The 24,868-nt window shown below is 65.9% G+C and carries 17 protein-coding genes and 1 tRNA gene; 8 read left to right on the top strand and 10 right to left on the bottom strand.

Annotation, left to right across the window (positions count from 1 at the left end):
• Window positions 1–28: 28 nt before the first annotated feature.
• From I4X03_RS09605 to I4X03_RS09580, 6 genes are all read right to left on the bottom strand, one after another.
• Window positions 29–724 carry a PEP-CTERM sorting domain-containing protein gene (locus tag I4X03_RS09605; protein ID WP_223467993.1) on the bottom strand — a complete coding sequence of 232 codons (696 nt, stop codon included), beginning with the start codon at window positions 722–724 and terminating at the stop codon, window positions 29–31.
• A 206-nt stretch (window positions 725–930) separates the two neighbouring features.
• Window positions 931–3,183: a carboxy terminal-processing peptidase gene (locus I4X03_RS09600; protein WP_223467992.1), complete on the bottom strand. Its 2,253-nt coding sequence runs from the start codon at window positions 3,181–3,183 to the stop codon at window positions 931–933.
• A gap of 226 nt (window positions 3,184–3,409) precedes the next feature.
• Window positions 3,410–3,940 (bottom strand): hypothetical protein, encoded by a 531-nt coding sequence (locus I4X03_RS09595; protein WP_223467991.1) that lies wholly within the window; start codon window positions 3,938–3,940, stop codon window positions 3,410–3,412.
• A 14-nt stretch (window positions 3,941–3,954) separates the two neighbouring features.
• Window positions 3,955–4,506, bottom strand: coding sequence for a thymidine kinase (locus I4X03_RS09590; protein WP_223467990.1), 552 nt, complete (start codon window positions 4,504–4,506; stop codon window positions 3,955–3,957).
• Window positions 4,507–4,654: 148 nt separating this feature from the next.
• Complete coding sequence (locus I4X03_RS09585) at window positions 4,655–6,868, bottom strand: acylase (RefSeq protein WP_223467989.1); 2,214 nt, start codon at window positions 6,866–6,868, stop codon at window positions 4,655–4,657.
• Between the two features lie 37 nt (window positions 6,869–6,905).
• Window positions 6,906–7,709, bottom strand: a complete 804-nt coding sequence (locus tag I4X03_RS09580) for a hypothetical protein (RefSeq protein ID WP_223467988.1) — start codon at window positions 7,707–7,709, stop codon at window positions 6,906–6,908.
• Window positions 7,710–7,840: 131 nt separating this feature from the next.
• Here I4X03_RS09580 and I4X03_RS09575 point away from each other — a divergent pair.
• A tRNA-Leu gene (locus tag I4X03_RS09575) sits at window positions 7,841–7,927 on the top strand.
• Between the two features lie 443 nt (window positions 7,928–8,370).
• A complete protein-coding gene (locus tag I4X03_RS09570) occupies window positions 8,371–10,899 on the top strand; it encodes a cation-translocating P-type ATPase (RefSeq protein ID WP_223467987.1) in 2,529 nt (842 codons plus the stop codon).
• On the opposite strand, the gene I4X03_RS09565 is transcribed toward I4X03_RS09570, so the two are convergent.
• The 4 genes from I4X03_RS09565 to fabI all read right to left on the bottom strand — a co-directional run bounded on the left by I4X03_RS09565 (window position 10,856) and on the right by fabI (window position 17,544).
• Window positions 10,856–12,433, bottom strand: coding sequence for a PEP-CTERM sorting domain-containing protein (locus tag I4X03_RS09565; protein ID WP_223467986.1), 1,578 nt, complete (start codon window positions 12,431–12,433; stop codon window positions 10,856–10,858). The genes I4X03_RS09570 and I4X03_RS09565 overlap by 44 nt on opposite strands.
• A 155-nt stretch (window positions 12,434–12,588) precedes the next feature.
• The gene (locus I4X03_RS09560; RefSeq protein ID WP_223467985.1) at window positions 12,589–15,333 is read right to left on the bottom strand and encodes an HAD-IC family P-type ATPase; all 2,745 of its coding nucleotides are present in this window, start codon (window positions 15,331–15,333) and stop codon (window positions 12,589–12,591) included.
• A complete protein-coding gene (locus I4X03_RS09555; protein WP_223467984.1) occupies window positions 15,330–16,745 on the bottom strand; it encodes a bifunctional enoyl-CoA hydratase/phosphate acetyltransferase in 1,416 nt (471 codons plus the stop codon). Before I4X03_RS09555 ends, I4X03_RS09560 begins: the two co-directional genes overlap by 4 nt.
• A 28-nt stretch (window positions 16,746–16,773) precedes the next feature.
• Complete coding sequence (gene fabI / locus I4X03_RS09550; RefSeq protein WP_223467983.1) at window positions 16,774–17,544, bottom strand: enoyl-ACP reductase FabI; 771 nt, start codon at window positions 17,542–17,544, stop codon at window positions 16,774–16,776.
• Window positions 17,545–17,766: 222 nt separating this feature from the next.
• Between fabI and I4X03_RS09545 the strand changes: the two genes are divergently transcribed.
• From I4X03_RS09545 to glf, 6 genes are all read left to right on the top strand, one after another.
• A complete protein-coding gene (locus I4X03_RS09545) occupies window positions 17,767–18,528 on the top strand; it encodes an ABC transporter ATP-binding protein (RefSeq protein WP_223467982.1) in 762 nt (253 codons plus the stop codon).
• A gap of 16 nt (window positions 18,529–18,544) precedes the next feature.
• A complete protein-coding gene (locus I4X03_RS09540; protein WP_223467981.1) occupies window positions 18,545–20,917 on the top strand; it encodes an ABC transporter permease in 2,373 nt (790 codons plus the stop codon).
• Between the two features lies 1 nt (window position 20,918).
• Entirely contained in the window at window positions 20,919–22,148 is a 1,230-nt protein-coding gene (locus I4X03_RS09535) for an efflux RND transporter periplasmic adaptor subunit (protein ID WP_223467980.1), read from the top strand.
• Window positions 22,149–22,239: 91 nt separating this feature from the next.
• Window positions 22,240–23,268: an Ldh family oxidoreductase gene (locus tag I4X03_RS09530; protein WP_223467979.1), complete on the top strand. Its 1,029-nt coding sequence runs from the start codon at window positions 22,240–22,242 to the stop codon at window positions 23,266–23,268.
• A 127-nt stretch (window positions 23,269–23,395) separates the two neighbouring features.
• The gene (locus I4X03_RS09525; protein WP_223467978.1) at window positions 23,396–23,611 is read left to right on the top strand and encodes a hypothetical protein; all 216 of its coding nucleotides are present in this window, start codon (window positions 23,396–23,398) and stop codon (window positions 23,609–23,611) included.
• A gap of 16 nt (window positions 23,612–23,627) precedes the next feature.
• A complete protein-coding gene (gene glf / locus I4X03_RS09520; protein WP_223467977.1) occupies window positions 23,628–24,782 on the top strand; it encodes a UDP-galactopyranose mutase in 1,155 nt (384 codons plus the stop codon).
• Window positions 24,783–24,868: the final 86 nt, after the last annotated feature.

Here is a 24,868-nt window from a genome sequence, read left to right as displayed (position 1 = left end):
CGTCAGCTGTTCAGCTGAAGGTAATCTGTTATTTCGAACGGCGGCGCGCGACGAATCCGGCGCCTGCCAGGCCTGCGAGCAGTAGCGCGATCGAACCTGGCTCAGGGATCTCGGCTGGGCCTACGACGTCGTCGTTTCGACCGTTATTGTTACCTGGGCCAACGGGCACATCGTTGCTGATGCCTCCGCCAATGCCCGGCGCATCGAGCTCGGTCCCGCCGCCGATGCCGCCGCCAATGCCGCCACCGCCACCGATGCCGCCACCTGCACCACCGCCGCCGATGCCGACGCCACCGCCTACCCCAGCGCCACCGCCACCGCCGACACTGCCGGCGGAACCGCCACCGCCGACCGAACCGCCGCCGCCGGCAGAACCGCCGCCGCCAACAACAGCGCCGCCGCCGCTTGCAGCACCGCCTACAACAGCGGCAGGGCCTCCGGTAAATCCGACGCCCAACATGCCGCCTTTGGCATTAGGCGAAAACAGCACCGCAGAAGCGCCTGAGGCGTTTCCGGTAGCAACGCTGGTATGCATGTTCCACGCTTGCGAGAACGCCGCCCAGTTACCGCTGGCGATCATCGCATCGAGGCTGCCAACGACGCTGACCGACCCCGCTTGAAGGGTCCAGCCACTGAGCGTACCAACCGTTGAAGACGTCGGCGTTGCGTGCGCGGATGCCGCACCAGCGAGCAGAGTTGCAATCACGAGTGAACGAATGACCATGAGACCCTCCTTATTTTTTTGCTAATTAGGATGCAATATTTACAACGATGAGTAATATTAGCAATCAATAGAAAATCGTGCAATTTTGATGTATTTCAATCGTGCGCATCGTCGGACGCAAGATGGACGATCAGGAAAGCGGACAAAAAAATGGCCACATATCGCTATGTGGCCATGTCGCGGGCGCTGAAACGGCGGTTAGCGCGTTATGGCGACGATGCCTTGGTGGCTGGCATGTATGGCATTGCGCGCAACGCCATGCGGGTGTCGGTCTTGAGCAGTCCGACCGCGTCGGCCAGCACATTGGCAGCCTCATGCAGCATGACATCCTTGGCATCCTTGGCTGCCTTTTCAGCTGCCAGTTCCGCCGCAAGATTGCGCTCGTCCGCCTGCAGGCCGTCATCCTGGCGCGACGAGCCCTTCACTGCCGCGACGGCCTTCGCCGCCGGCTTGGTCGGCTCCGGCACCTTGCTGCGCGCCTCCTTGCCCTGCGGCGCGGCGGCCGGCTCGACGACGGCTGGTGTCGTCGTGGCGGCAAGGCGTGCTTCGCGCAGCTTGCTGCGTGCTTCCTGGGCGTCACGCTCCTTGCGGCGCACAGCTTCATTCAGCGACACCACGTTGTCCTTGCGCAATTTACGCACGATGGCCAGGTCTTCTTGCAAGAACTTGAAGTCCTTGTCCTTGGCGATGCGTGCATCATGACGTTTTTGCAGCGGCGCAACCAACTCCTTCAGGTCGCCCAGCGGCACAAACGGCGCAGGCTTGATCGCAACCCATGGCAAGGCATTTTCAAAGCTCGATTCACCGAAGTTTTCAATATCGGACGTCACCGGCATCTTAATGTCCGGCGTAACGCCGCGCAGCTGCGTGGTGCCGCCGTTGATACGGAAGAACTGCGCGATCGTCATCTTCAGCTCGCCGTAACGGGCCTTCTCGCCCTGGGCGAAGCGGTCGAGGTTGACCAGGGTCTGGACGGTACCCTTGCCGAAGCTAGGCTCGCCGATGACCAGGCCACGGCCGTAGTCCTGGATGGCGGCGGCGAAAATTTCCGACGCCGATGCCGAACCGCGATTAATCAGCACGCCGACCGGACCGGACCAGGCGAGACCGGCAACGGTATCGCTTTCGACGTCAACCCGGCCTTCGGCGCTGCGCTGCATGACGACCGGGCCCTTGTCGATGAACAGGCCAGTCAGTTCGACCGCCTCCATCAGGGAGCCGCCGCCGTTGTTGCGAAGGTCGATCAGGACATTGTCGACTTTGTCCTTTTTCAGCTCGCCCAGGATCCGGGCGACGTCGCGTGTAGCGCTCTTGAAATCTTTGTCGCCGCGGCGCTTGGCCTCGAAGTCCTGGTAGAAGGTTGGCAGCGAGATGATGCCGACCCGGCGGTTGACGCCGCCTTCCTTGACTTCGATGATCTGCTTCTTGGCGGCCTGCTCTTCCATGCTGATCTTCTTGCGCACCATCGACACGGTGATGTGCTTGCCGTCAGGACCAGCGTCGGCCGGCAGGACGTCAAGGCGCACGGTGGAGCCTTTGGCGCCGCGCACCAGCTGAACGACGTCGTCGATGCGCCAGCCGAGCACGTCGGTGAAGGTCGGGCTGTCGCCCTGGGCCACGCCCAGGATACGGTCGCCGACTTTCAGCTTGCCCGACATGGCGGCCGGGCTGCCCGGGACGACTTCGCGGATGACGGTGTATTCGTCACGGGTCTGCAGCACCGCGCCGATACCTTCAAGCGACAGGCGCATGGCGATATCGAAGTTCTCGGCCGAACGCGGGCCAAGGTAGTTGGTGTGCGGCTCGATCGAGGTGGCGTAGGCATTCATGAACATCTGGAACACGTCCTCGTTGTTCAGCTTGCGCACGCGGGTCTGGTAGTTGTCGTAGCGCTTGTCGAGCGTCTCGCGGATCGCCTTGTCGTCCTTGCCGGCCAGTTTCAGGCGCAGCCAGTCGTTCTTGACGCGCTTGCGCCACAGGTCCTGCGCCTCGTCTTCGCTCTTCGGCCAGGCGGCTTTTTCACGGTCGAGCTGCATGCTCTCGTCCACGGTGAAGTCCATCTTGGTTTTAAGCAACTCGCGGGCATGCGAGATGCGCTCCGCGAAGCGCTGCTGGTAGAGGCTGTAGATGGCGAAAGGAATTGTCAGGTTTTCGTTGTTGATCGCATCGTCGAGCTTGGTGCGAACGCCGCTGAACTGCTCGATATCGGCTTGCGTAAAGAACAGCTTTTCGCCATCGAGCGACTCGAAGTACTTGTCGAAGATCTTTTCCGACATGGCGTCGTCGAGCGGCGTGGCTTTGTAGTGATACCGGCCCAGCAGGCGCGAGGCCCACAGCGCGGCCTGGGTCTGGGCAGCAATCGGCTTGAGCTGGGTCGCAGCCACTTTTTCAGGCTGGGTGGTTGCCGCCTGGGTCGACATGGCAAACGCCAATGCGACCATCAACATATGCTTCTTCATTCGTTGTCTCTCCGAGCGTGAATCTGGTGTAGTTGCGGGCGATCCGGCGCATTGCAAGAGCGCAGAGCCTGTCAAATAAGGAGGTTACCCGATTCTAACAGCACCGCGCGGCAGACAGGGCCAGCTGTCTCGATATTTTGCACTCTGAGCTTACTGCCAGATGGGACCGTGCCATCGCCATTTTACAAATCGAAACAGAAGGAGCGATGTGGCAAGCCCCCCGGGCTCACAGCAAGGTCGCGAGATATGTCACAGCGGCAATGATAATCAGATACGGCCAGGAGCGCGCCGCCAGCCGCCAGTCGCCGCCGGAAGGCCAGAATGACAGGAATTGCGGGGCCAGTGCAAACGCGATCGCCAGGTCGATTGGCTGGAAAGCCCAGCCGGGCTGGGTGCGCCAGTTGGCCACCGCGATCGGCAGCAGGATCACCAGCAGCGGCGCCAGTGCCGCCGGGCCGGCGTTGTACCAGCGAACCCGGGTCAGCATCACCGACCCGAGCTCCCAGTGCGTACCGGCGCGGCGCGGGATCACCGTGAATGAGGCCGGGCGTGCGCCCGTGACCAGGCCGACCACGAAGTGGGCCAGCTCATGGCTGACGGTGCCCAGCACGGTAAACAGGAAGAAGAACGGATGGCTGCGCGCCAGCGCGCGGATGATGATCGCCAGCGCGGCCGACGGCAGCAGGTAGAGAAGGATGTCGCCGTTACGGCAAATGAAGTCCGGTGCGAACGTGCGGCAGCTGTCGATGAGCGTCATCTGCCGCGCGCCGGTCAGGTGGAATAAAAGCAGCGGCCGCAGGCCTGGCGGTAGCGCTCATTGCCGCCGATGGACACCTGCTCGCCCTCGCGGATACGCTTGCCGTCGTCGTCGACCCGGATGTTCATGGTCGCCTTTTTACCGCAGGTGCAGATGTTCTTGATTTCCTCGATGTCGTCGGCCAGCGCCAGCAGGTAGGCCGAGCCCGGGAAAGGTTCGCCGCGGAAGTCGCTGCGCAGGCCATAGCAGATCACCGGCACGCCCTTGACCTGGGCCAGCTGGTGCAGCTGCTTTACCTGGTCGGTGCTGAGGAACTGGGCCTCGTCGACCAGCACGCACGACACCTGCGGATTTTCGGCCAGGAAGTCGGTTTCGGGACCGAAGGTATCGACGTGGCGCTGCGGCCCAAGGCGCGAGGTCACCTGCCCGACGCCATAGCGGCTGTCGATGACGGCCGTGTACAACTGGACCTCCTGGCCCTGCTCTTCGTAGTTGTGCGCCACCTGCAGCAGCGCCGTCGACTTACCGGCGTTCATCGCCGAATACCTGAAATAGAGTTTTGCCACTGCCGGACCTGGGTAAATTGAAGGGGCGGATTATAGCGTGCTACGTCGTTCCCGCGAAAGCGGGAACCTATGCCGAGCAAGATCCCAGTGAGCACCCGTGTTTTAAACACTGCAGCCTATGGGTTCCCGCCTGCGCGGGAACGACGGGTCATTGTCCTGGATGGTAGGTGCGCTCGAGATGCTTCACGATGTCCTCTTTGTAGAACAGCACATCCTTGAACTGGCCTTTGCTGTACATCTCGGCCTGGTCGGCGAAGTGCTTCGATGCCGGATCGCTGCTCTGGCCGCCTGCGAGAATGCTCTTGGCGCGAATGCGCGGCCCGAATTCAACCGCGGCGACAAAACTGTTCCCGCGGTCGCCATAGATGCGTTTGGTGGTCTGCGGCGCCACCATGCCGAACGACGCCAGCGAACCCCATACCGCCGACGGGAACGCAACCGGATAGCTTGGCTTCGCATCGTCGTACTTCTGGCTGACATCGCCGCTGATGCGCTGGAACCGGTTGATGTCGCCCCATGGCGTCTGCCAGGTGCCGAAGTCGGCCTCCAGTTTCGCCGATGCGCGCGCCAGCGCTTCAAGGCGCTCCTGCGCGCTGCCGTTGGCGGTGATGTAATCGAGGACCGGAATGCCCCTGGCGCGCGCCGCCGGGCCGTTCAGCCGAACCAGCTCCTGCGCCCAGTAGATCGCCAGCGATGTCGGCACCGATTCGAGCGAATAGCGCAAGTCCCAGCCGCGCAGCGCAGCGATCTGCGCACCCAGCTTCGCCTTGAGCGGATCGCCCGCGTCGGCCTCGTCGTACGCCTTGACCAGCTGCGGCACCAGCGGTTCGAAGCCGGTCAGGTAATTGTCGTAGGCTGCCGCGATCAGGCTGTCGACGGTGAAGTCCTTCTTGTTTTCCAGGACGCGCAGGGCGTGCAGGCCGCGTGCGTTTTCCGGCAAGGTCCACATGTACTTCGGATAGGCCTGTTCTTTCGGGCTGGCAGAACCGGCCGAACGGAATGGCCAATTGTTGGTATTCTGGATCCAGCCATTGGCCGGATTGAACAAGGTGATGGTCTCCTTGATGCCGTGCAGGCCCTGCCACTCGGTGGCGGCGATGCTGCCGTCTACTGGTTTGGTCCAGTCGAAGCGCGGGTCGCGTTTCGGCAGGAAGTTACCGTGGAAGTAGGCGATGTTTCCATCCGCGTCCGCGTACACGGTATTGTTCGACGAATTGGTGCGCAGCTCCATCGATTTGTAGAACTCCTTGTAGCTCTTCGCCTTGGTGCGCATGTACGACTGGGTCAGCGCCTTGAGCGGCTCGTCCATCATTTTTACGGCCACCCACTTGCCATCGAGCTCACGCACGACCGGGCCGTGATGGGTAAAGTACGCAGTGATGGTCTTGCTGGCCATGCCGGAGGCGGTCTTGTACGGCAGCGTGATCGGCAGCGCTTTCACCGGCCGCTGCTTGCCCTCGTACGTGTAGAAGTACTTGCCGTTTTTCTCAACGACGGTTTCGAGGTACTCGTCGATCACGTCGCCGCCGCCGGACGTGTGCATCCACCCTGCCCGATCATTGAAGCCCTGGTAGACGAAGAACTGTCCCCATGTGACCGCGCCATACGCGTTCAGGCCTTCTTCGCTGACCATGTGGACTTCGGGGCGGAAGTAGAACGACGTGTGCGGATTAATCAGCAGGAGCGCCTTGCCGGACGCGCTCAGCCTTGGCGCGATCGCGAAGCCATTGGAGCCGCGCGGCTCCTCGTCGAAGCCTTTGTCGGCCACCTGGACAGGCTTGGGCAGCTTGCCGTACAGTTGTTCGAGCTGCTTCAGGTCGATCTCTTCGATGTCGCCGCCAATGCTGCCTTCGCTGAATGACAGCGCCATCCACGGCTCGAACTGCGTGATCAGCTTCGGCTTCACTTCCGGATGGGTGTGCAGGTAGTAGTTCAGGCCATCGGCCCAGGCGTTCATCAGCTTCTTCAGCCATGCCGGGCTGGCGGCGTACTTCGCCTTCATGTCTGCCGGTTGGATGTACAGCTTCATGCGCAGGTCGCGCCAGATCTGCGCTTCGCCCTCGACCTCGGCCAGGCGCCCCATCGCGTTGATGAAATTGAGCTCGACCCGGTTGAAGTCATCTTCCGACTGCGCGTACATCAGGCCGAACACCGCGTCGGCGTCGGTCTTGCCAAACACGTGGGGGATACCCCACTTGTCGCGCATGATCGTCACGCGCTGCGCCAGCTTGTTCCAGCGCGCGACGTCGGCTTCGTCATGCGCCGTCTTGACCACCATCGTTGCATCGTAAGGCGCTGCATGCGCTGGGGCGAAAGCGGCACACGCCAGCAAGGCGGTGAAGAGGAAGCGGTTGCTCGACATGGGGCTGTCTCCTGATTGTCGTTATATGTTGTGCAGCTTATCCCTGCGAACCAAGTTGTTCGCGCAGCGACCTGTTCTCGGCGCTGAGCTCATCGACTCGGGCGCGCAGCACGGCTACCTGCGCGCGCAGCTGTGCTTCGGTGTCGGCGGGTTCCGCCGATTCGCCTTCGGCATCGGGCGGCGGCTCCTTGCGCGGACGGGTGGCGGCTTTCTGCTCGCGCACCTGGCGCGCCGCCTGCTGCAGTTCCTTGCGGCCGCCCGCCACCGCCGCGACTTGCATCGCTTCGGGCAGCTGGGCGACGTTCGCCGCGGCATTGATCGAGATGGTGCCGGCGCGGACCGCCTCCACCAGTTCGGGCGTCGCGGCCTTCTGGATGCGTTCAATCTGGCTGATGGTATTGCTCGACACGCGCGCGGCTTTTGCGATGTCCTCGCGCGTGTTCCATGGCGGCGATTCGGGTACGGCAGGCGCGTCGCCCGCTTCGGCCGCAGCCGGCTGCTCGGCGCGCTGCAGCATCCGGGTCGATACGATGTTCTTCTTGCGCAGGGCCAGCACACCGCGTTGGTAGTCCGAGACGCTGCGCCGCGCCAGGTGGTTATCGATCATCCACAGCATCACGTCTTCGAGCGAGGCGAAGGTGGTGTTCTGCACGGTGTTGAACGCGATGCCGTGGCGCTGGCAGATTTCGTAGCGGTTATGGCCGTCGATGAGGGTATCGCCCCACAGCACCAGCGCGTCGCGGCAGCCTTCAGCCAGCAGGCTGCGTTCGAGGGCGGCGTATTCGATGGCGGTGAGCGGGTCGACAAAGGAACGCAGTTCCTCGTTGATCGTGATCTTCAATGCTTATCCTTGATGGTTCTGCACGCGAACCCGCACGCGTGCGCCACGCATCGTACACCATCTTGCGCCAAGGCTAAAGTGACCGCTGCCGCCCTTCACTTCTTGTCTGATGTGCTAGAATCCTGCCCGCTGCCCCGATGGTGAAACTGGTAGACACCCGAGACTTAAAATCTCGTGCTCGTAAGGGCGTGCCGGTTCGATTCCGGCTCGGGGCACCACCTATTTGTATCAAGGCATCGCGCACTGCCTCAAAACCCGCCCTCATTGCTATGACGGCGGGTTTTTTTACGTCTGCGTTTGTCGCAGACAATATTCCACCAGCGCGCAGCACCCATGAAAACGCAACCGATTGGTTGGGGCGCGGCCTGCTCCCTGTCATCGGCCATGCCGCATGGCGATTTGAAGCGCGATGGGAATCGCTGACACGATCCGATCTTGTACAACTTTAAATCACGCCACCTTCTTTCGTTGGCATGTGAGCGACGGTATCCATGTGATGGACCAGCACGCCGCCGGCAACAGGCGGGAGCCGGTCATCGATCAACGGCGCTGGAAATCCCGGACCTGCGCTTCGCCTCCATCCAGCTGGAGCCGCAGCATCAGCGGGCGCGGCACTCCCTGTTAAGATTGGACCTTCGCGTTCCCAAGCGAGGAGCTAGCCGTGACCGTCCCGATCGATCATTCCGGCCTCAGCACAGCCGAAGCGGCAGCCCGGCTGGCTCGCCACGGCCCGAACGCACTCCCCGGTGACGGCAGGCGCACATGGAGAAATATAGCCGCTGACGCCGCCCGTGAGCCGATGTTCCTGCTGCTGGTGACCGCCGGCGGCCTCTACCTTTTACTGGGCGACCTGCTCGAAGGCATCTTCTTGTTCGCGATGGTTTTCGTCACCATCGGCATGACCCTCTACCAGGAAGGCAAGACAGAACGCGCCCTCGACGCCCTGCGCGAACTGGGCAGCCCGCGCGCCCTGGTGATGCGCGATGGCGCACCGCTGCACGTGGACAGCCGCACCGTGGTGCCGGGCGACATCCTGGTCGTGTCGGAGGGCGACCGGGTCGCCGCCGACGGCATCCTGCTCGAAGGTACCGAGGTCGAGGCCGACGAGTCGCTGCTGACCGGAGAATCGCTGCCGGTGCGCAAGTTACCCGGCACGCGGCCGAAAGCAATGCCGCGTCCCGGCGGCGATGATACTGCCGCGCTGTATTCAGGCACCTTGCTGGTGCATGGCCATGGGCTGGTGCTGGTCACGGCCACCGGCCCGCAGACCGAAATCGGCCGGATAGGCAGCGCTCTGGCAAGGATCAAGCCCGAACGCTCGCCCTTGCAGAAGCAAAACGCGCGCCTGGTGCGCATATTTGCGCTTGCTGGCACCGTCGCAAGCGTATTGCTGGTCGTGCTGTTGGGCCTGCGCAGCGGCGACTGGCTTGAGTCCCTATTGGCCGGCATCGCGCTGGCCATGTCCATGCTGCCGGAAGAATTCCCGGTCGTGCTGATGGTGTTTCCCGCCCTGGGAGCGTGGCGGCTGGCACGCGCCAAGGTCCTGACGCGGCGGCTGGCATCGATTGAAACGCTGGGGGCGACGTCGGTATTGTGCGTCGACAAGACTGGCACGCTGACCGAGAACCACATGCGGGTGCAGGCCATGTTCGCTTGCGGGAAAACGCGCGAGCTGGACGGTTCGGCGCTGGCGCCGCCGTGGCGCGCGCTGGCCGAGCATGCCGTCCTTGCCAGCGCGCAAGCGCCGTTCGACCCGATGGAACAAGCAATTGTGGCGCTGGCCGCACCAGCGCGAAATGGCTGGCGCATGGCGCGCGAATATCCGCTGTCGCCGGCGCTGCGCGCGATGACGCAAGCGTGGCAGGTGGATGGACAGCCGGGCTACACCGTGGCGGCCAAAGGTGCGCCGGAGGCGATCCTCGCATTGTGCCGGATCGGCAGCGAGCAGGCCGCCTCGATCAGCGCCGCCGTCGACGCGATGGCGCGCAAGGGGCTGCGGGTACTGGGGGTGGCGCAGGCGCGCCACGCCGCGGCGGGCCTGCCGGACAGCCAGGACCAGTTTGCCTTTACATTCACCGGACTGCTAGGACTGGCCGATCCGCTGCGCGACGACATCCCGGAAGCGGTCGCCGCCTGCCGCAGCGCCGGCATCCGCGTCGTGATGATCACCGGCGACTATCCGATTACCGCTGCCGCGATCGCCTCTCAGGCCGGCATCGATCCCGGCAGCATACTCACCGGCGCCGAGCTCGATGGCCTTGACGATGCCGCCCTCGCCGAGCGGGTCCGCGACGTGCGGGTGTGCGCACGCATCGCGCCCGACGAAAAGCTGCGGCTGGTGCAGGCCTTCAAGGCAAACGGCGCAATCGTCGGCATGACCGGCGACGGTGTCAACGACGCTCCCGCGCTGCGCGCTGCCCATGTCGGCGTTGCCATGGGCAAGCGCGGCACCGATGTGGCGCGCGAGGCTGCCTCGCTGGTCCTGCTGGACGACCGCTTCAGTTCCATCGTTGGCGCAATTCGCTCAGGCCGCCAGATCTACCAGAACATGCAAAAGTCGATGAGCTATATCCTCGGCGTGCACGTGGCCGTTGCCGGCATGGCATTGGTGCCGGTCCTGCTCGGCTGGCCGATCCTGCTCTATCCGATGCACATCGTGTTTCTCGAGCTGATGATTGATCCGACCTGCGCACTGGCGTTCGAAAATGAGCCTGCCGACCCGGGGCTGATGCAGGCGCCGCCGCGCGACCCGCAAGCGCCGCTGTTCGGCGGCCGCACCGTGGTGTCCGCCTTGTTGATCGGGCTCGGCAGCCTGGTCACCGTACTGGCCGCCTACGGCCTGGCGCTCACCTACCTCGACGAGGAGCGCGCCCGCGCGTTTGCATTCAGCAGCCTGGTGGCGGCCAACATCGCACAGATATTTGCCAATCGCTCGCACACGCGCAGCCTGCTTGACGGCCTGCGCACACCCAACCGGGTCGTCTGGATCGTGGCCGGGATCGCACTGGCCATGCTGGTCCTGGTCGTCTACCAGCCGCTGCTGGCGGACCTATTCAGGTTCCATCCTCTGAGCGCCGCCGAGTTGGGCGCGTCCCTGGCTGTCGGCGCCCTGAGCGTGGTCTGGTTCGAACTGTTGAAACCAGCGCTCAAGCGGCGCGAGCGGCTCGCTCTGCATGCCGGCCACGGTTAACACCGTCAGAGCGCCTTGCGATTGCCAGCGCGCAACCGAACAGCACGCCGGCCAATAGCATGTCGCGCAGCGGCGGCTCGGGAATCGGCGAGACGCCGACGGCGAAAGCGTTGGCGTCAAGCATCAGCGTACCAGCGCCGGCAAGGTTGCCGGTTATGGCATGTACCGCCAGCGGCCGGCGGCTGTGCCCCGGCGAATCGAGCGACACGAAACTGCTGAACTGGGTGCGCTGACCGGGCGCGGCGGACATCTCGCCGCTCAAGCCGGCGCTCGCCTGGCTGGCCTCGGGACGATTGTTCGGTGCATGCGATACCAGCAGGTCGGCGATGGCGGAGAACACCACATGGGTCATTGGCGTCAGTGTGAAGTCATGGACGGACCGGCCCGAGGCAGCGAATGCGCCGCGCCATGCCAGCGCGCCGGCGGCAGCGCCGTCAGCGTCCATCTCGACGAAGGCGCGTCCGGGCGCCTGGATGATCGATTCCGCGCCGTACCCGGCCAGCGCGCGGCTTTCATCCCACGGGTTTCCAAGAAACGTGTCGCGGTTGGCATGGACCGTGCCGCCCGCCGACTGCACCGTGAAGATCAGCGAGGGCGTGATGCCGTCGTCTGGCGCGAGATCGATCAGCTCATACGTAAAATCAAAGATGGATGCCGACCCCGAGGACGCGCTGGCGAAGCCGGGCCAGGCGGCGGCGCCAATGACCAGCGCACACGTGCCCGCAGCCCGGGCCAGATGCGACCGGGCACGGCACGAGCCGGGCGATCTGGCGCGGCGCGGATGTGGCTCGGCACGGCGCCGCCGCCGCGCGGCCACCAGCAGCGGCACGCCTGCGGCCAGGAACAGCGCGAGCGGGCCGGGCTCGGGCACGGGTGACACGCTTGCCGCATAGGCGTATCCCCGCAGCGCGACATCGCCGGAAAGCGGAAGCGCCGATGACGACGTTTCGATGGCGAGCGGAACGATACTGCTGCCGGTATCGAAGCGCACACTGGTCGACTCGAAGGTGATCGACTCGCCCAGGCTGATCGCTTGTCCGGTCAGGGTCACCACTGCGAGCGCCGACTGGACGGCCTCGGCGCTGACTGCCGATTCCGTCACTGCGCTGAACACGACGCGGGTGTACGGCGTGAGTGTGAAGCGGAAGCTGTCGGTCAGCAGCGCGGTGTACGCTCCGCTGCCCGTCGAAACCGCTTCACCTTCCATCGACTGGTCCTCCAGCACCGCCGTGGCGGCGCCGTTTGCATCGGCCAGCGCGGCCATCCCGATGCCGCTGACACGCTCCTCGCGCAGCGGCGGCCAGCCGGCGTCGGGATAAAGATACTGGTACGCCGCCCCGGACCGTTCCAGCTGGCTGAGCTCCAGCGCGGGATCGATGCCGTCACCCGGGTCGAGGTCGAACAGCGCGATGTCAAGCTGGCCGAAGGCGGCCACGGCCGACGAATCGGCGCGCGCGACGCTGGCCACCAGCGCCAGGACCAGCGCCAGGACCAGCGCAGCCAGACAACTGCTAATAGCCTTCGTCGACAGCATGGCGCCCCCCACGGATCGAACTCCTCCCCCGCCGGCGGGGAGCATGCTTCGACTATGCGCGGACAACAGGCCGATGCCTGATCCGCCATCAATGGCGAGCCCGGAACCATCGGTCGGCCCTGATGTCGTCGCCGCGGCCCGCCAGCGCGCGGCGCTTATGCCGCCGCGCCTGCCTGCCTGACTTCTCCGGCAGCCGGCGACAGGCGCAGGCGGATCTGCTTTTCGATCTCCACGATGACGAACAGTGCCACGCCGGTGGCGAAAATCAGCAGGCCGTCGAGCAGAGCCACAGCGCGCGTGCCGAACAGGTTCTGGAGCGGCGGAAGGTAGGTGATAGCCAGTTGCGCCAGGAACACCACAATGACCGTGACCCACACCACCCGGGTGCCGCGCACCGCCTTCCAGGTCAGCGACGTGCCGTAGATATTCCTGATAAAGAACAGATGAAATATCTCCATCGCCACCAGGGTGTTGAGCGCCATCGTACGGGCCAGCTCAACCGGATAGCCGCGCGCCAGTGCGTAACTGAAGATCCCGAACACCCCGGCCAGGAACAGCAGCGCGACCAGCACGATATGCCACGCCAGCGTGGCGCCGATCAGCGCCTCGGTACGCCGCCGCGGCGCCCTGCGCATGGTGTTCTCCTCGGTCGGCTCGAAGGCCAGCGCAAAGCCCAGCGTTGCCGCAGTGACCAGGTTGACCCACAGGATCTGAATTGGCGTTACCGGCATGGTCATGCCGAACAGCAGCGCCACCACGATCGTCGCGGCCTCGCCGGCATTGGTCGGCAAGGTCCAGCTGATCACTTTCTTGATGTTGTCGTAGACGGTGCGTCCTTCGCGCACCGCCGCCACGATCGATGCGAAGTTGTCGTCGGCGAGCACCACCTTGGCCGCTTCCCTGGCCGCGGCGCTGCCCTTGCGGCCCATCGCGATGCCGACATCGGCACGCTTGAGGGCCGGCGCATCGTTGACGCCGTCGCCCGTCATCGCCACCGTCATGCCATGCGCCTGCAGCGCCATGACCAGCCGCAACTTGTGCTCGGGGCTGGTGCGCGCGAACACATCGCAGGCCATCACGGCGGCGCCCAGGGCCTGCTCGTCCATGCGATCGAGGTCGGCGCCCGTCAGCACCAGGCCATGATGTTCCAGCCCGACCTGCCTGGCGATCGCGGCGGCCGTGCGCGCGTGGTCTCCGGTAATCATCTTGACGCCGATACCGGCGCCGCGGCACTGCTGGACCGCGGCAATGGCCTCCGGCCGAGGCGGATCGATCATCCCGGCCATGCCGAGCAATGTCAGGCTGCCTTCAAGATCGCTCTGTTCCAGCACCGTCTTGTCGCCAGGCACGCCCAGCACTGCGAAGGCCAGCACGCGCTGGCCGCTGTCCGCAATGGCTTCGGCGCGCTGCTCCCATGCCGTCCGGTCGAGCGCTTGCGTGCCGCCGGATGGCCCGCGCTGGTCGCGGCACATGCCGAGCAGGCGTTCGGGAGCACCCTTCACATAGACCAGCGCATGATGGGCGTGATCGTGATGCAGGGTTGCCATGAAGCGGTGGCGCGAATCGAAGGCGATCGCATCGGTGCGGTGCCAGAGCCGCCGCGCCTCGGCGGCCTCGACCCCGATCTTGCCGGCCAGGGCCAGCAGCGCCCCTTCCATCGGATCGCCCTCCACCACCCAGTTGCCATCGCGGCACGTCAGCTCGGCGTCATTGCACAATGCCGCCGCCTGCGCCAGCTGGCCAAGCACGGTGTGCTCGGCGACATTCGCATCGGCCTCGTCGAGACGCACCACGCCGGCCGGCGCATAGCCGTCGCCGTCCAGTGCAAAGGTGTGCTCTCCGGTAAGGACCGACGCGACCACCATCTCGTTGCGCGTCAGCGTCCCGGTCTTGTCGGTACAGATGACCGATACCGAGCCGATGGTCTCGATCGCGGGCAGGCGCCGCACGATGGCGTTGCGTCGCGCCATCGCCTGCACGCCGATCGCCAGCGTGATCGTCAGCACCGCCGGCAAGCCCTCGGGAATGGCCGCGACCGACAGGCCGACCACCGCCATGAACATGCTGTCGAACGGATGACGCGCAACGAAGTAACCATATAGCAGCAGCAAGGCGGCGATCACTAAAATGAGGGCGGTCAGCCAGCGCGACAATACGCCCATCTGTTCGACCAGTGGCGTGCTGACCGTGTCGACCTGCGTGAGCAGCCCGCTGATGCGCCCGATCTGGGTGTCGGCGCCGGTGGCCACCACCAGCCCATGGCCTTGCCCGGTTGCGACGATAGTCCCGGAAAACAGCATGCAGGACTGGTCGCCCAGCCCGGCATCGGCCGCCACCGGGGCGTGCTGCTTGTCGACGGTGGCCGATTCGCCCGTCAGGATCGCCTCCTGCACCGACACCGAATGCGCCGACAGCACGCGCAGGTCGGCCGGCACCTTGTCGCCCGCTTCGACCAGCACAATGTCGCCAGGCACCAGCGCTTCCCCGGACACCATCATGCGGCTGCCCGCGCGCAGCACGGTTGCCGTCGGCGCCAGCATCTGGCGGATCGCATCCATCGCCTTCTCGGTGCGTCCTTCCTGGACCAACCCGACGATCGCGTTGACGCTCACCACGGCAGCGATGACGGCGCTGTCGAGCCAGTGCTGCAGCATCGCGGTGATGACGATACAGCCGATCAGGACGTAGATCAGGGCATTGTTGAATTGCCGCAGGAATACCATCAGAACGTTCGGCCGCTCCGCTTCCGGCATGCGATTCGCCCCGAACTGCACTGCCCGGCGCGCCGCGTCGTCCGCGCTCAGGCCAGCCTTGTCTGCCTGCAGGGCGGCAAGGGCCTGGTCGGCTGTCATCGCATGCCAGGCCTGGCGATGCGCCGGGTGCGTCGCCGGCATGCTCATGGCGGCCAGGCGCGGCAGTGGTGGGCCATCATCAGGGCGAGCGCACAGGACCCGAGGCGCGTGGAGCGCGTCTCGGCTGCGCCGGCAAGCACGATCGGCACCCTGGCCCCCAGCACGATGCCGGCACTGCTGGCGTCGCCAAGGGATTCGAGTTGCCGGGCCAGCATGTTGCCGCTTTCCATATCGGGCACCACCAGGACGTCGGCGTGCCCTGCCACCGGCGACGCCAGGCCGGCAAGGCGCGCCGCGGCGATTGAAACGGCGCTGTCGAAGGCCAGCGGGCCGTCGAGCAGCGCACCGCCAATCTGCCCGCGCTCGGCCATTTTGCAGAGCGCGGCCGCGTCCAGCGTGGCCGGCATGGCGGCATTCACGGTTTCGGCCGCGGCGAGGATCGCCACGCGCGGCTCGGCCACGCCGACGGCATGGGCCAGGTCGAGCGCGTTGCGCACGATATCGGCCTTGTCCTCGAGCACGGGGGCAATGTTGATCGCGGCATCGGTCAGGATGAACGGACGCGGATAGGCCGGCGCCTGCATCAGGTAGCAGTGGCTCAGCCTGCGCGCGGTGCGCAATCCGGGCTTCGCCTTCAGTACCGCGCGGATCAGCTCGGCGGCTGCCAGGCTGCCCATCATCAGCGCCTCGACCCTGCCTGCGGCGGCTAGCTCCGCTGCGCGGGCGGCGCCGGCATGGCTGTGCGGCACATCCTCGATCGGCACCCCCGACAGGTCGAGGCCGGCCTTGGCGGCGAGGTCCTCGAGCCTGGCGCGCGGCGCCACCAGCAGCGGCTCGGCCAGGCCGGCCCCGCGCGCCTCGAGCGCACCTGCCAGGCTGGCGGCGTCGCAGGGATGGACCACGGCGACCTTGACCGGACCCAGCGGGCGCGCCCGGTCGAGCAGGCGCTGCAGCCCGCCGCCTGCGGCCAGACGCACTTCCGGCAAGGTGGCGCTGGGCCGCTCGATCCGCTCGGTCGGCGCCAGCACCGTCGCCACGCCCTCGATCACGCTGACGCCTTCCTGGTTGCTGCAGCGGCAGTCCAGGGTCAGCCGCTTGCTGGCGGCATCGCGCGCCAGCACGGTGACGCCGATCCGCAGCGTGTCGCCGACCCGCACCGGGGCCAGGAACTTCAGGGTCTGTCCCAGGTACACCGTGCCGGGTCCGGGGAGCCGGGTGCCGAGCACGGCCGAGATTAGCGCCGCGCCCCACATGCCGTGCGCAATGACGCCATGAAAGCGCGTCGATGCGGCGAACTCGGCGTCGAGATGCTGCGGGTTGAGGTCGCCCGACAACACCGCGAACAGCTGGATGTCGACGTGCGTCAGGGTGCGTTCAATGCTCGCGCTGTCGCCGATGGCAATCTCGTCGAAGGTGCGGTTGCGGATGGTCTGGCGCACCTGGTGGCTGGGCTGGCTCATGGCGGTGTGGGATGCGCAGTGGGCAGCGTCAGCCAAGGATGTGGTAGCCGGCGTCGACGTAGATGGTATTGCCGGTCATCGCCCTGGCGCCATCGCTGGCGAGAAACACGCACAATGCGCCGACCTCCTCCAGCGCCACCAGGCGCCGCAATGGTGCGCGCCGGGCCGCCTGCGCCAGCAGCGTATCGAAGTCGGCGATCCCCGAGGCGGCGCGGGTGGCCAGAGGCCCCGGCGACACGGCGTTGACGCGGATGCCGCCCGGCCCCAGCTCGGCCGCGAGGTAGCGCACGCTCGCTTCGAGTGCCGCCTTCACCGGCCCCATCAATCCATAGCCGGGAATCACTTCTTCGGCGCCGACGTAGCTCATCGTCACCAGGCTGCCGCCTTGCCGCATCAACGGCTCGGCCCGCCGCGCCATGCGTGCGAACGAGTGGCACGAGATATCCATTGCCCGTGCGAAGCCCTCGCGCGAACTGTCGACGACGCGGCCATGCAGGTCGCCCCTGGGCGCGAACGCGATCGAGTGCAGCAGGAAGTCGAGGCGGCCCCAGCGCGCAGCGAGGGTGTCGAACAGGTGCTCGAGCTGGCCGGCTTGCTCGACGTCCAGCGGAAGCGCGATGGCGGCGCCGAGCTGCCGCGCCAGCGGCTCGACGTGGGCGCGCGCCTTGTCGTTAAACCACGTCACGGCGAGTTCCGCGCCTGCGTCGCGCATAGCGCGCGCGCATCCCCACGCGATGCTCTGGTCGTTGGCGATGCCGACGACCAATCCCTTCTTGCCTTGCAGCGTCAGCTGGTCCATGCGCCTGTTCCCGTAATTTAGCAGCGACAGCAGGATTGATTCGCCGCTGCGGTTTGAGTTCCGCCGCAATGCGGCGCAACTGGCGCAGAGCAAGCCGGCAGCTTCGGCCAGATGGCGAGCGCAAACCGCACGATAAGTTCCATCCCCGCCATTGACGGGGTGCCTGTCACGGCGCGCCGCGCGGCCCTAGACTTCGACACATCAGAGCATAACAGGACATCCATGAGCACCGGGAATGGCGTCAGCGCGCGCGAACCGGCGCAGGCCGACAGCCTGTCGCACCTGCCGGTGTTTCGTATTCGGCACCTTGGCAAGACCTATGGCAGCGGCGCGATCGAGGTGCGCGCGCTGCGCGATGTCGACCTCGACGTGGCGCGCGGCGAATTCATCGTCCTGCTGGGGGCGTCGGGCAGCGGCAAATCGACGCTGCTCAATATCCTTGGCGGACTCGACACTGCTTCAGACGGCCAGGTGTATTTCGGCGACCAGGACCTCAGCGCCGCCGACGAAGCCCAACTGACGGCGTACCGGCGCCGCCACGTCGGCTTCGTGTTCCAATTCTACAACCTGATTCCCAGCCTGACGGTATTCGAAAACGTCGCGCTGGTCACCGATATCGCCGAGCATCCGATGCCCGTCGCCGAGGCCGTGGCCATGGTGGGCCTGGCGGCGCGCAGCGGCCACTTCCCTGCCCAGTTGTCGGGCGGCGAACAACAGCGGGTCGCGATCGCGCGCGCGATCGTCAAGCGGCCCGACGTGCTGCTGTGCGACGAACCGACCGGCGCGCTCGATTACGCCACCGGCAAGCTGGTGCTCGAAGTAATCGAGCGCATCAACCGCGAGCTCGGCACCACCGCCATCGTCATCACCCACAATGCCGCAATCGCCGGCATGGCCGACCGCGTGGTCAGGCTGGGCGACGGCCGCATCCAGGGCATCGAGGTCAATGCCCGCAAGCTCACGCCGGCGGAGCTGGCATGGTAGGCGGGCGGGCGCGGCCATGAAAATGCTGGACCGCAAGCTGGCCCGGGACCTGGTGCGCATCTGGAGCCAGGCGCTGACCATCGCGCTGGTCGTTGCCAGCGGTCTCGGCGGCTTCCTGACCAGCCTGTCGGCGGTCGACTCGCTCGAGCGCGCGCGCGACCAGTTCTACGCCGAGGGCCGCTTCGCCGACCTGTTCGCCGGCGTCAAGAACGCCCCGCTGGCGCTTGCCGCGCGCTTGCGCGACGCGCCCGGCGTGGCCGATGTGCAGACCACGATCGAGCAAGTGGTCCGGGTCGACATCCCGGGTCTGCCCGACCCCATCATCGGACAGCTGATCGGGCTCGACCCGCGCGCGCCGCAGCGCATGAACCTGGTGACGCTGTCGGCCGGCAGGCAGCTCAGCGGGCGGCTCGATGTGCGCGCCGATGCCGAGATCGAAACGCTGGTGTCGGAAGCCTTCGCCCAGGCCCGCGCGCTCAAGCCCGGTTCGCGGCTACGCGCCCTGATCAACGGCAAGCAGCGCAGCCTCGTCGTGGTCGGGATCGCGCTGTCGCCCGAGTTCATTTTTGCCGGCCTGTGGGGCATGCCCGACGCGCGCGGCTTTGGCATCTTCTGGGTCGAGCGCGACGTGCTGGCGGCGGCGTACAACATGGAGGGCGCCTTCAACCGCGCCGCCTTCAAGCTGGCCCCTGGCGCGTTGCCGGCGGCGGCCATCGCCGCCATCACCGCGCTGGTGGAACCGTACGGCGGTCGCGAGGTGATCGCGCGCGCCGACCAGCTGTCGCATTCCATGCTCGACAACGAGATCAAGCAGCAGCGCGTGATGGGCACCTTGCTGCCGGCAATCTTCCTCGGCGTCGCCGCCTTCCTGCTCAACGTCGTGGTGGCGCGCCTGGTCGCGACCCAGCGCGAGCAGATCGCCACCCTCAAGGCCCTTGGCTATGCCAACGCGGCCATTGCCGCGCATTACCTGAAACTGGTGATGCTGATCATTGCGGCCGGCCTGCTCATCGGCAGCTTGATCGGCAAGGAACTGGGCTACCTGCTCACGCGCCTGTATGCGGAGACCTTCCATTTCCCGACCTTCGCGCATCGGCTGGCGCCGTCGCTGTTGCTGCTTGGCGCGGCCATTACCGTGCTGACCGCCGCCATCGGCACCCTGCATGCGATCGCGGCCACGGCGCGGCTGGCGCCAGCCGAGGCGATGCGGCCGCCGGCGCCGGCCCAGTTCCGCCGCACCCTGCTCGAGCGGATCGGCATCACGCGGGTCGGGACCGCGTTGCGGATGATACTGCGCAACATGGAACGCCGCCCCGCGCGCACCGTCCTGGCCACCGCGGGCGTGGCGGCAGCGGTGGCGATTGTCATCATGGGCAACTTCTTCCGCGACGCCATCGACGTCGTGATCGACAACCAGTTCACCCTCGGGTTGCGCGGCGAAGTGACGATGTGGACCACCGACCCGGTCGACGACAGCGTGCGCCACGACTTGCTGCGGCTTGCCGGCGTGCGCCACGTCGAATCGCTCAGGTTCGTCAATGTCAGCGTCGGCAACGCGCAACGCAGCGAGCGCACCATCCTGCGCGGCTATGCCGGCAGGGCCGAGCTGTACCGGGTGATCGACATGCGCCAGCACGAGACCCTGCTTGCCGGACGCGGCCTGGTCCTGACCGACCGCCTGGCCGACAAGCTCGGCCTGCGGCCAGGCGACATGGTGCGCATCGAGGTACTGGAAGGACGCCGCCGCACCTTGCTGGTGCCGCTGCAGGCGACCGTCGACGAAATGTTCGGGCTCAATGCCTACATGGACAGGGAGGCATTGAACCGCCTGCTGTCGGAGGGCGACCTCAGCACAGGCTTCGTGCTGGCGGTGACGCCCGGCCGGGAGGACCAGGTGCTGGAAGCGAGCAAGGAGTTGCCGCGCATCGCGGGCGCCTGGAGCAAGTCGACCATGCTGCGCAACATGGAAGAGATCACCGCTCGCCACGTGCGCATCATGAGTGCGATCCTGACCACCTTTGCCAGCGTGATCGCCGTGGGCGTGGTCTACAACAACGCCCGCATCGCCCTGTCCGAACGGGCCTGGGAGCTGGCCAGCCTGCGCGTGCTCGGTTTTACCCGCGCCGAGGTGTCGGCCATGCTGCTGGGCGAAATGGCGATCGTCATCGCGGTCGCCCTGCCGGCCGGGATGTTGCTGGGGCGCGGGCTGGTCGGGCTGATTGCCGAACTGATGAAGTCCGACCAGTTGCACTTTCCGGTCGTGATCGGCACGCGCACCTACGCCTTCGCCGCGCTGAGCGTGCTGATCGCGGGCGCCGCCAGCGCCTTCGTGGTACGGCGGCATATCGACCGCCTCAATCTGGTCGAAGTACTCAAGACCCGGGAATGACATGCCGGCGCGCCGATGGCTCTACGCGGCAGGCGCCGCCGCCGTACTGGTGGCCGCGCTCGCATGGGCGTTCGCGCCGCGTCCGATACAGGTCGAGGCGGCCACGGTCAGCGTCGGGCATTTCGAGACCGCGATAGAAGAAGACGGCAAGACGCGCCTGCCCGACCAGTACCTGGTGTCGGCGCCGCTGTCCGGCCTGGTGCGGCGCATCACCCTGCGCGAGGGCGACCAGGTGGCCGCCGGATCGGTGGTCGCCTCGATGCAGCCGGCCTACGCGCCGCTGCTCGATGCGCGCGCGCGGCGCGAACAGCAGGCACGCGTGGCCGCGGCCCAGGCCCAGGTGCGTGCGGCGAGCGCGGCGCTCGCGCGGGCCGGGCTTGCCAGCCGCCGCGCCGCCGATGACGCCGCGCGCAGCGAACAGCTGGCCCGCGAAGGCTTCGTCGCGCCAAGCCGCCTGGAAAGCGATCAGATAGCGGCCCTTGCGGCAAAAAAAGAATACGAAGCCGCCCTCGCCCAGCGCCAGATCGCCCTGCACGACGTCGAGCAGGCGCGCGCCGCGCTCGAGGCCAGCGCCGGGCCGGCGCGCAATGCGGCCAGCTTCCCGTTGCGCTCGCCCATTGACGGGCAGGTACTGCGTGTCGTCCAGACCAGCGAAGCCGTGGTGGCCCTGGGGGCGCCGCTGCTGGAACTTGGCGACCTGCGCAAGCTCGACGTCGTCGCCGAGCTGCTGACCGCCGACGCCCTGGCGGCACGTCCAGGCAGCGAGGTGCGCATCGATCGCTGGGGAGGCCCGGTGCTGAAGGGGCGCGTCAGCAAAGTCGAGCCGGCCGCATTCACCAAAATCTCGGCGCTGGGGGTCGAGGAGCAGCGGGTCAGGGTGGTGATCGATATCCTCGACCCACCCGAGGCGGCCGCCGCACTGGGCGTTGGCTACCGCGTGAATGTGCGCATCGTGACGCTGAGCATCGACAATGTGCTGAAGGTTCCGGTCAGCGCTGTGTTTCCCGTGCCTGGCGCAGCCGCCGAGGCCGGCACGGATGGCGCCATGGCGGTGTATGCCATCGAGGGCGGGCGGGCACAGCTCAGGCCGGTGCGGCTGGGCGCCCGCAACGAGCGCGAAGCCTGCGTGCTGGCCGGGTTAAAACAGGGAGCCAGGGTGATCGTGTATCCAGCCGCCGAAGTCCGCGATGGCGTCAGCGTGGTGGTGCGCGAGGTGGCGCGGGCGCTGTAGCTGCGTGCGGCGGCGCGGCGCTGCGTTAGAATGCCTGTGCCTCCCGCAACGCGCCGGCCCCGGCCGGCGCCCCACCTTGCAGCCATCCGCCATGCCTAGTCCAAATCACGACCTCAGCCATATCTCGTTCGACGACCTGCGCGGCCTGCTGGCCAGCATCCTGGCCCGTCACGGCGCTTCGCCGCAGGTCGCCGCCATCCTGGCCGACAACTGCGCCAGCGTGCAGCGCGACGGCGCCGAATCGCACGGCACCTTCCGCATACCCGGATACCTGGCGACGATGGCCAGCGGCTGGGTCGACGCCGCCGCCGTCCCGCTGGTCACCGATGCCGCGCCAGGCTTCGTCAGCGTCGATGCGAGGAACGGCTTTGCCCAGCCGGCGCTGGCGGCGGGCCGCGCCCTGGCCGTGGACAAGGCCCGCGCGAATGGCATCGCATTGCTGGCAATCCATAATTCACACCATTTTTCGGCCTTGTGGCCAGATGTCGAGCCGTTCGCGCGCGACGGCCTGGTCGCCCTCGCCTTCGTCAACAGCATGGCCTGCGTGGTGCCGCACGGCGCCCGTCAGGCGCTGTTCGGCACCAATCCGATCGCGTTCGCGGCGCCGCGAGCGGGCGCCGATCCGCTGGTGTTCGACCTGGCCACCAGCGCCATGGCCCATGGCGATGTACAAATCGCGGCGCGCGAGGGCCGCCTCCTGCCCGACGGCGTAGGCGTCGACCGCCACGGCCAGCCGACCACTGCGCCGGCCGAGCTGCTCGACGGCGGCGCGCTGTGCACATTTGGCGGACACAAGGGGTCGGCGCTGGCGATGATGGTGGAAATCCTGGCCGCCGCACTCACCGGCGGCAATTTTTCGTTCGGGTTCGACTGGTCCGGCCATCCCGGCGCGCAAACGCCACGCACCGGCCAGCTGTTGATCGTGATTGATCCATCCTTGCAAAACGGAAACAACTTCGCCTTGCGCATCGAAACCCTGGTCGAGGCAATGAAGCAAGCTGGCCAGGAGCGCCAGCCTGGCGAACGCCGCTATATTCAGCGCGCCATGTCCGAGCGCGATGGCATTCCCATCCCGCGGGCGGAGCTTGACCGGCTGCGCGCGCTGGCGGCCGCCACCTGATCCTGCCTGCGACCTCGGATCGCAAAATAAGTTTCAACAGAATATTGTGTATTTCACATTTTAATGTGCGGTACAGCACAGTGACGCCCGTAACAAACTGTAACCATAGGGTTTTTGACCGCATTGTATGGCTTACCTGGACCAGCGCACGAACTTAGCAACCGCGACCGTTGTCAATGAAGGCATTGCCTGGCGCGAGACGTACGGCACCCGCAGCGCGGCGGCCTTTCTGGCCCATCGCGCGATTCCGCGTGCGGTCATCCAGCGGGTCGTCAATAGCGGCGAGCTTCGCAGGGCAACGATATCGCCGCGCAGAGCGCGTGCGGCCGGCAACAATACTTAATCAACCAGGCAGATACATGAAAAAGAACATCGCGATCGTTGGCGCCGGATTTTCCGGCGCAGTCATTGCAAACCAGCTTGCACAGGCTGGCTACACCGTCGACGTCTTCGAGACCCGCCCTCACGTGGCCGGCAATTGCCACTCCGAGCGCGACGCCGACACCGGGGTGATGCTGCATGTCTACGGGCCGCACATTTTCCACACCGATAATGAGCGGGCCTGGGAATTCGTCAACCGCTACAGCGAGTTCAAGCCATACGTGAACCGCGTCAAGGCGATCACCAACGGCAAGGTGTTTACCTTGCCGATCAACCTGTTGACGATCAACCAGTTCTTCAACAAAACCTTCCGGCCCGCCGAGGCACAGGCTTTCCTGGCCGAGCTGGGCGACAAGTCGATCGAGAATCCAACCACCTTCGAAGAGCAGGCGCTGCGCTTCGTCGGCAAGGACCTGTATGAAGCGTTCTTCAAGACCTATACCGTCAAGCAATGGGGCCTGCATCCAAGCGAGCTGCCGGCCAGCATCCTGAAGCGCTTGCCGGTGCGCTTCAATTACGACGACAACTACTTCAACCACAAGTACCAGGGCATGCCCGCCGACGGCTACACGGCACTGGTCGACAAGATCCTGCGGGTGCCGGGCGTCACCGTTCACCTGAGCACGCCATTTGACCCGGCGCTCAAGGGCGACTACGCGCACGTGTTCTACAGCGGCCCGATCGACGCCTGGTTCAAGCATGCCGAGGGCCGCCTGCCCTACCGTACGCTGGACTTCGAAGTGTTCCGCGACACCGGCGACTACCAGGGCAACGCCGTCATTAACTACTGCGACAACGCCGAGCCGTACACCCGCATCACCGAGCACAAGCACTTCTCGCCCTGGGAAACCCACGAAAAGACCATCCTGTACAAGGAATACAGCCGCCAGTGCGAAGAGAAGGACATCCCGTACTATCCAATCCGGATGGCGCGCGACAAGGAACAGCTGGAACGCTACATCAACCTGGCGCGCGAGGAAACCAACGTCACCTTCGTCGGGCGCCTCGGCACCTATCGCTACCTGGACATGGACGTCACGATCAACGAAGCGTTGATCACGGCCGACAAGTTCCTCGAGAGCGCCCGCGAAAGCAGCGCGATGCCGGCATTTGTCGTCAATCCGCTAGGATGATGGCCGTACAGGTCGAAATAATGTAACAGTAGGAGTGGGCGCAGGGCAACTGTAGGATAATGCCTACTTTTCCATGATTGGTTCAC

Source organism: Massilia soli (assembly GCF_016809835.1).
Classification (GTDB): domain Bacteria; phylum Pseudomonadota; class Gammaproteobacteria; order Burkholderiales; family Burkholderiaceae_D; genus Telluria_A; species Telluria_A soli.
The sequence above is the reverse complement of the archived record's forward strand: the minus strand, read 5'-3'. Positions and strand labels throughout refer to the sequence as shown.

Coding starts and splice junctions, on each gene's coding strand:
- I4X03_RS09605 (WP_223467993.1), bottom strand. CDS start 724: ATGGTCATTCGTTCACTCGTGATTGCAACTCTGCTCGCTGGTGCGGCA.
- I4X03_RS09600 (WP_223467992.1), bottom strand. CDS start 3,183: ATGAAGAAGCATATGTTGATGGTCGCATTGGCGTTTGCCATGTCGACC.
- I4X03_RS09595 (WP_223467991.1), bottom strand. CDS start 3,940: ATGACGCTCATCGACAGCTGCCGCACGTTCGCACCGGACTTCATTTGC.
- I4X03_RS09585 (WP_223467989.1), bottom strand. CDS start 6,868: ATGTCGAGCAACCGCTTCCTCTTCACCGCCTTGCTGGCGTGTGCCGCT.
- I4X03_RS09565 (WP_223467986.1), bottom strand. CDS start 12,433: ATGCTGTCGACGAAGGCTATTAGCAGTTGTCTGGCTGCGCTGGTCCTG.
- I4X03_RS09560 (WP_223467985.1), bottom strand. CDS start 15,333: ATGAGCATGCCGGCGACGCACCCGGCGCATCGCCAGGCCTGGCATGCG.
- I4X03_RS09555 (WP_223467984.1), bottom strand. CDS start 16,745: ATGAGCCAGCCCAGCCACCAGGTGCGCCAGACCATCCGCAACCGCACC.
- fabI (WP_223467983.1), bottom strand. CDS start 17,544: ATGGACCAGCTGACGCTGCAAGGCAAGAAGGGATTGGTCGTCGGCATC.
- I4X03_RS09545 (WP_223467982.1), top strand. CDS start 17,767: ATGAGCACCGGGAATGGCGTCAGCGCGCGCGAACCGGCGCAGGCCGAC.
- I4X03_RS09540 (WP_223467981.1), top strand. CDS start 18,545: ATGAAAATGCTGGACCGCAAGCTGGCCCGGGACCTGGTGCGCATCTGG.
- I4X03_RS09535 (WP_223467980.1), top strand. CDS start 20,919: ATGCCGGCGCGCCGATGGCTCTACGCGGCAGGCGCCGCCGCCGTACTG.
- I4X03_RS09530 (WP_223467979.1), top strand. CDS start 22,240: ATGCCTAGTCCAAATCACGACCTCAGCCATATCTCGTTCGACGACCTG.
- I4X03_RS09525 (WP_223467978.1), top strand. CDS start 23,396: ATGGCTTACCTGGACCAGCGCACGAACTTAGCAACCGCGACCGTTGTC.
- glf (WP_223467977.1), top strand. CDS start 23,628: ATGAAAAAGAACATCGCGATCGTTGGCGCCGGATTTTCCGGCGCAGTC.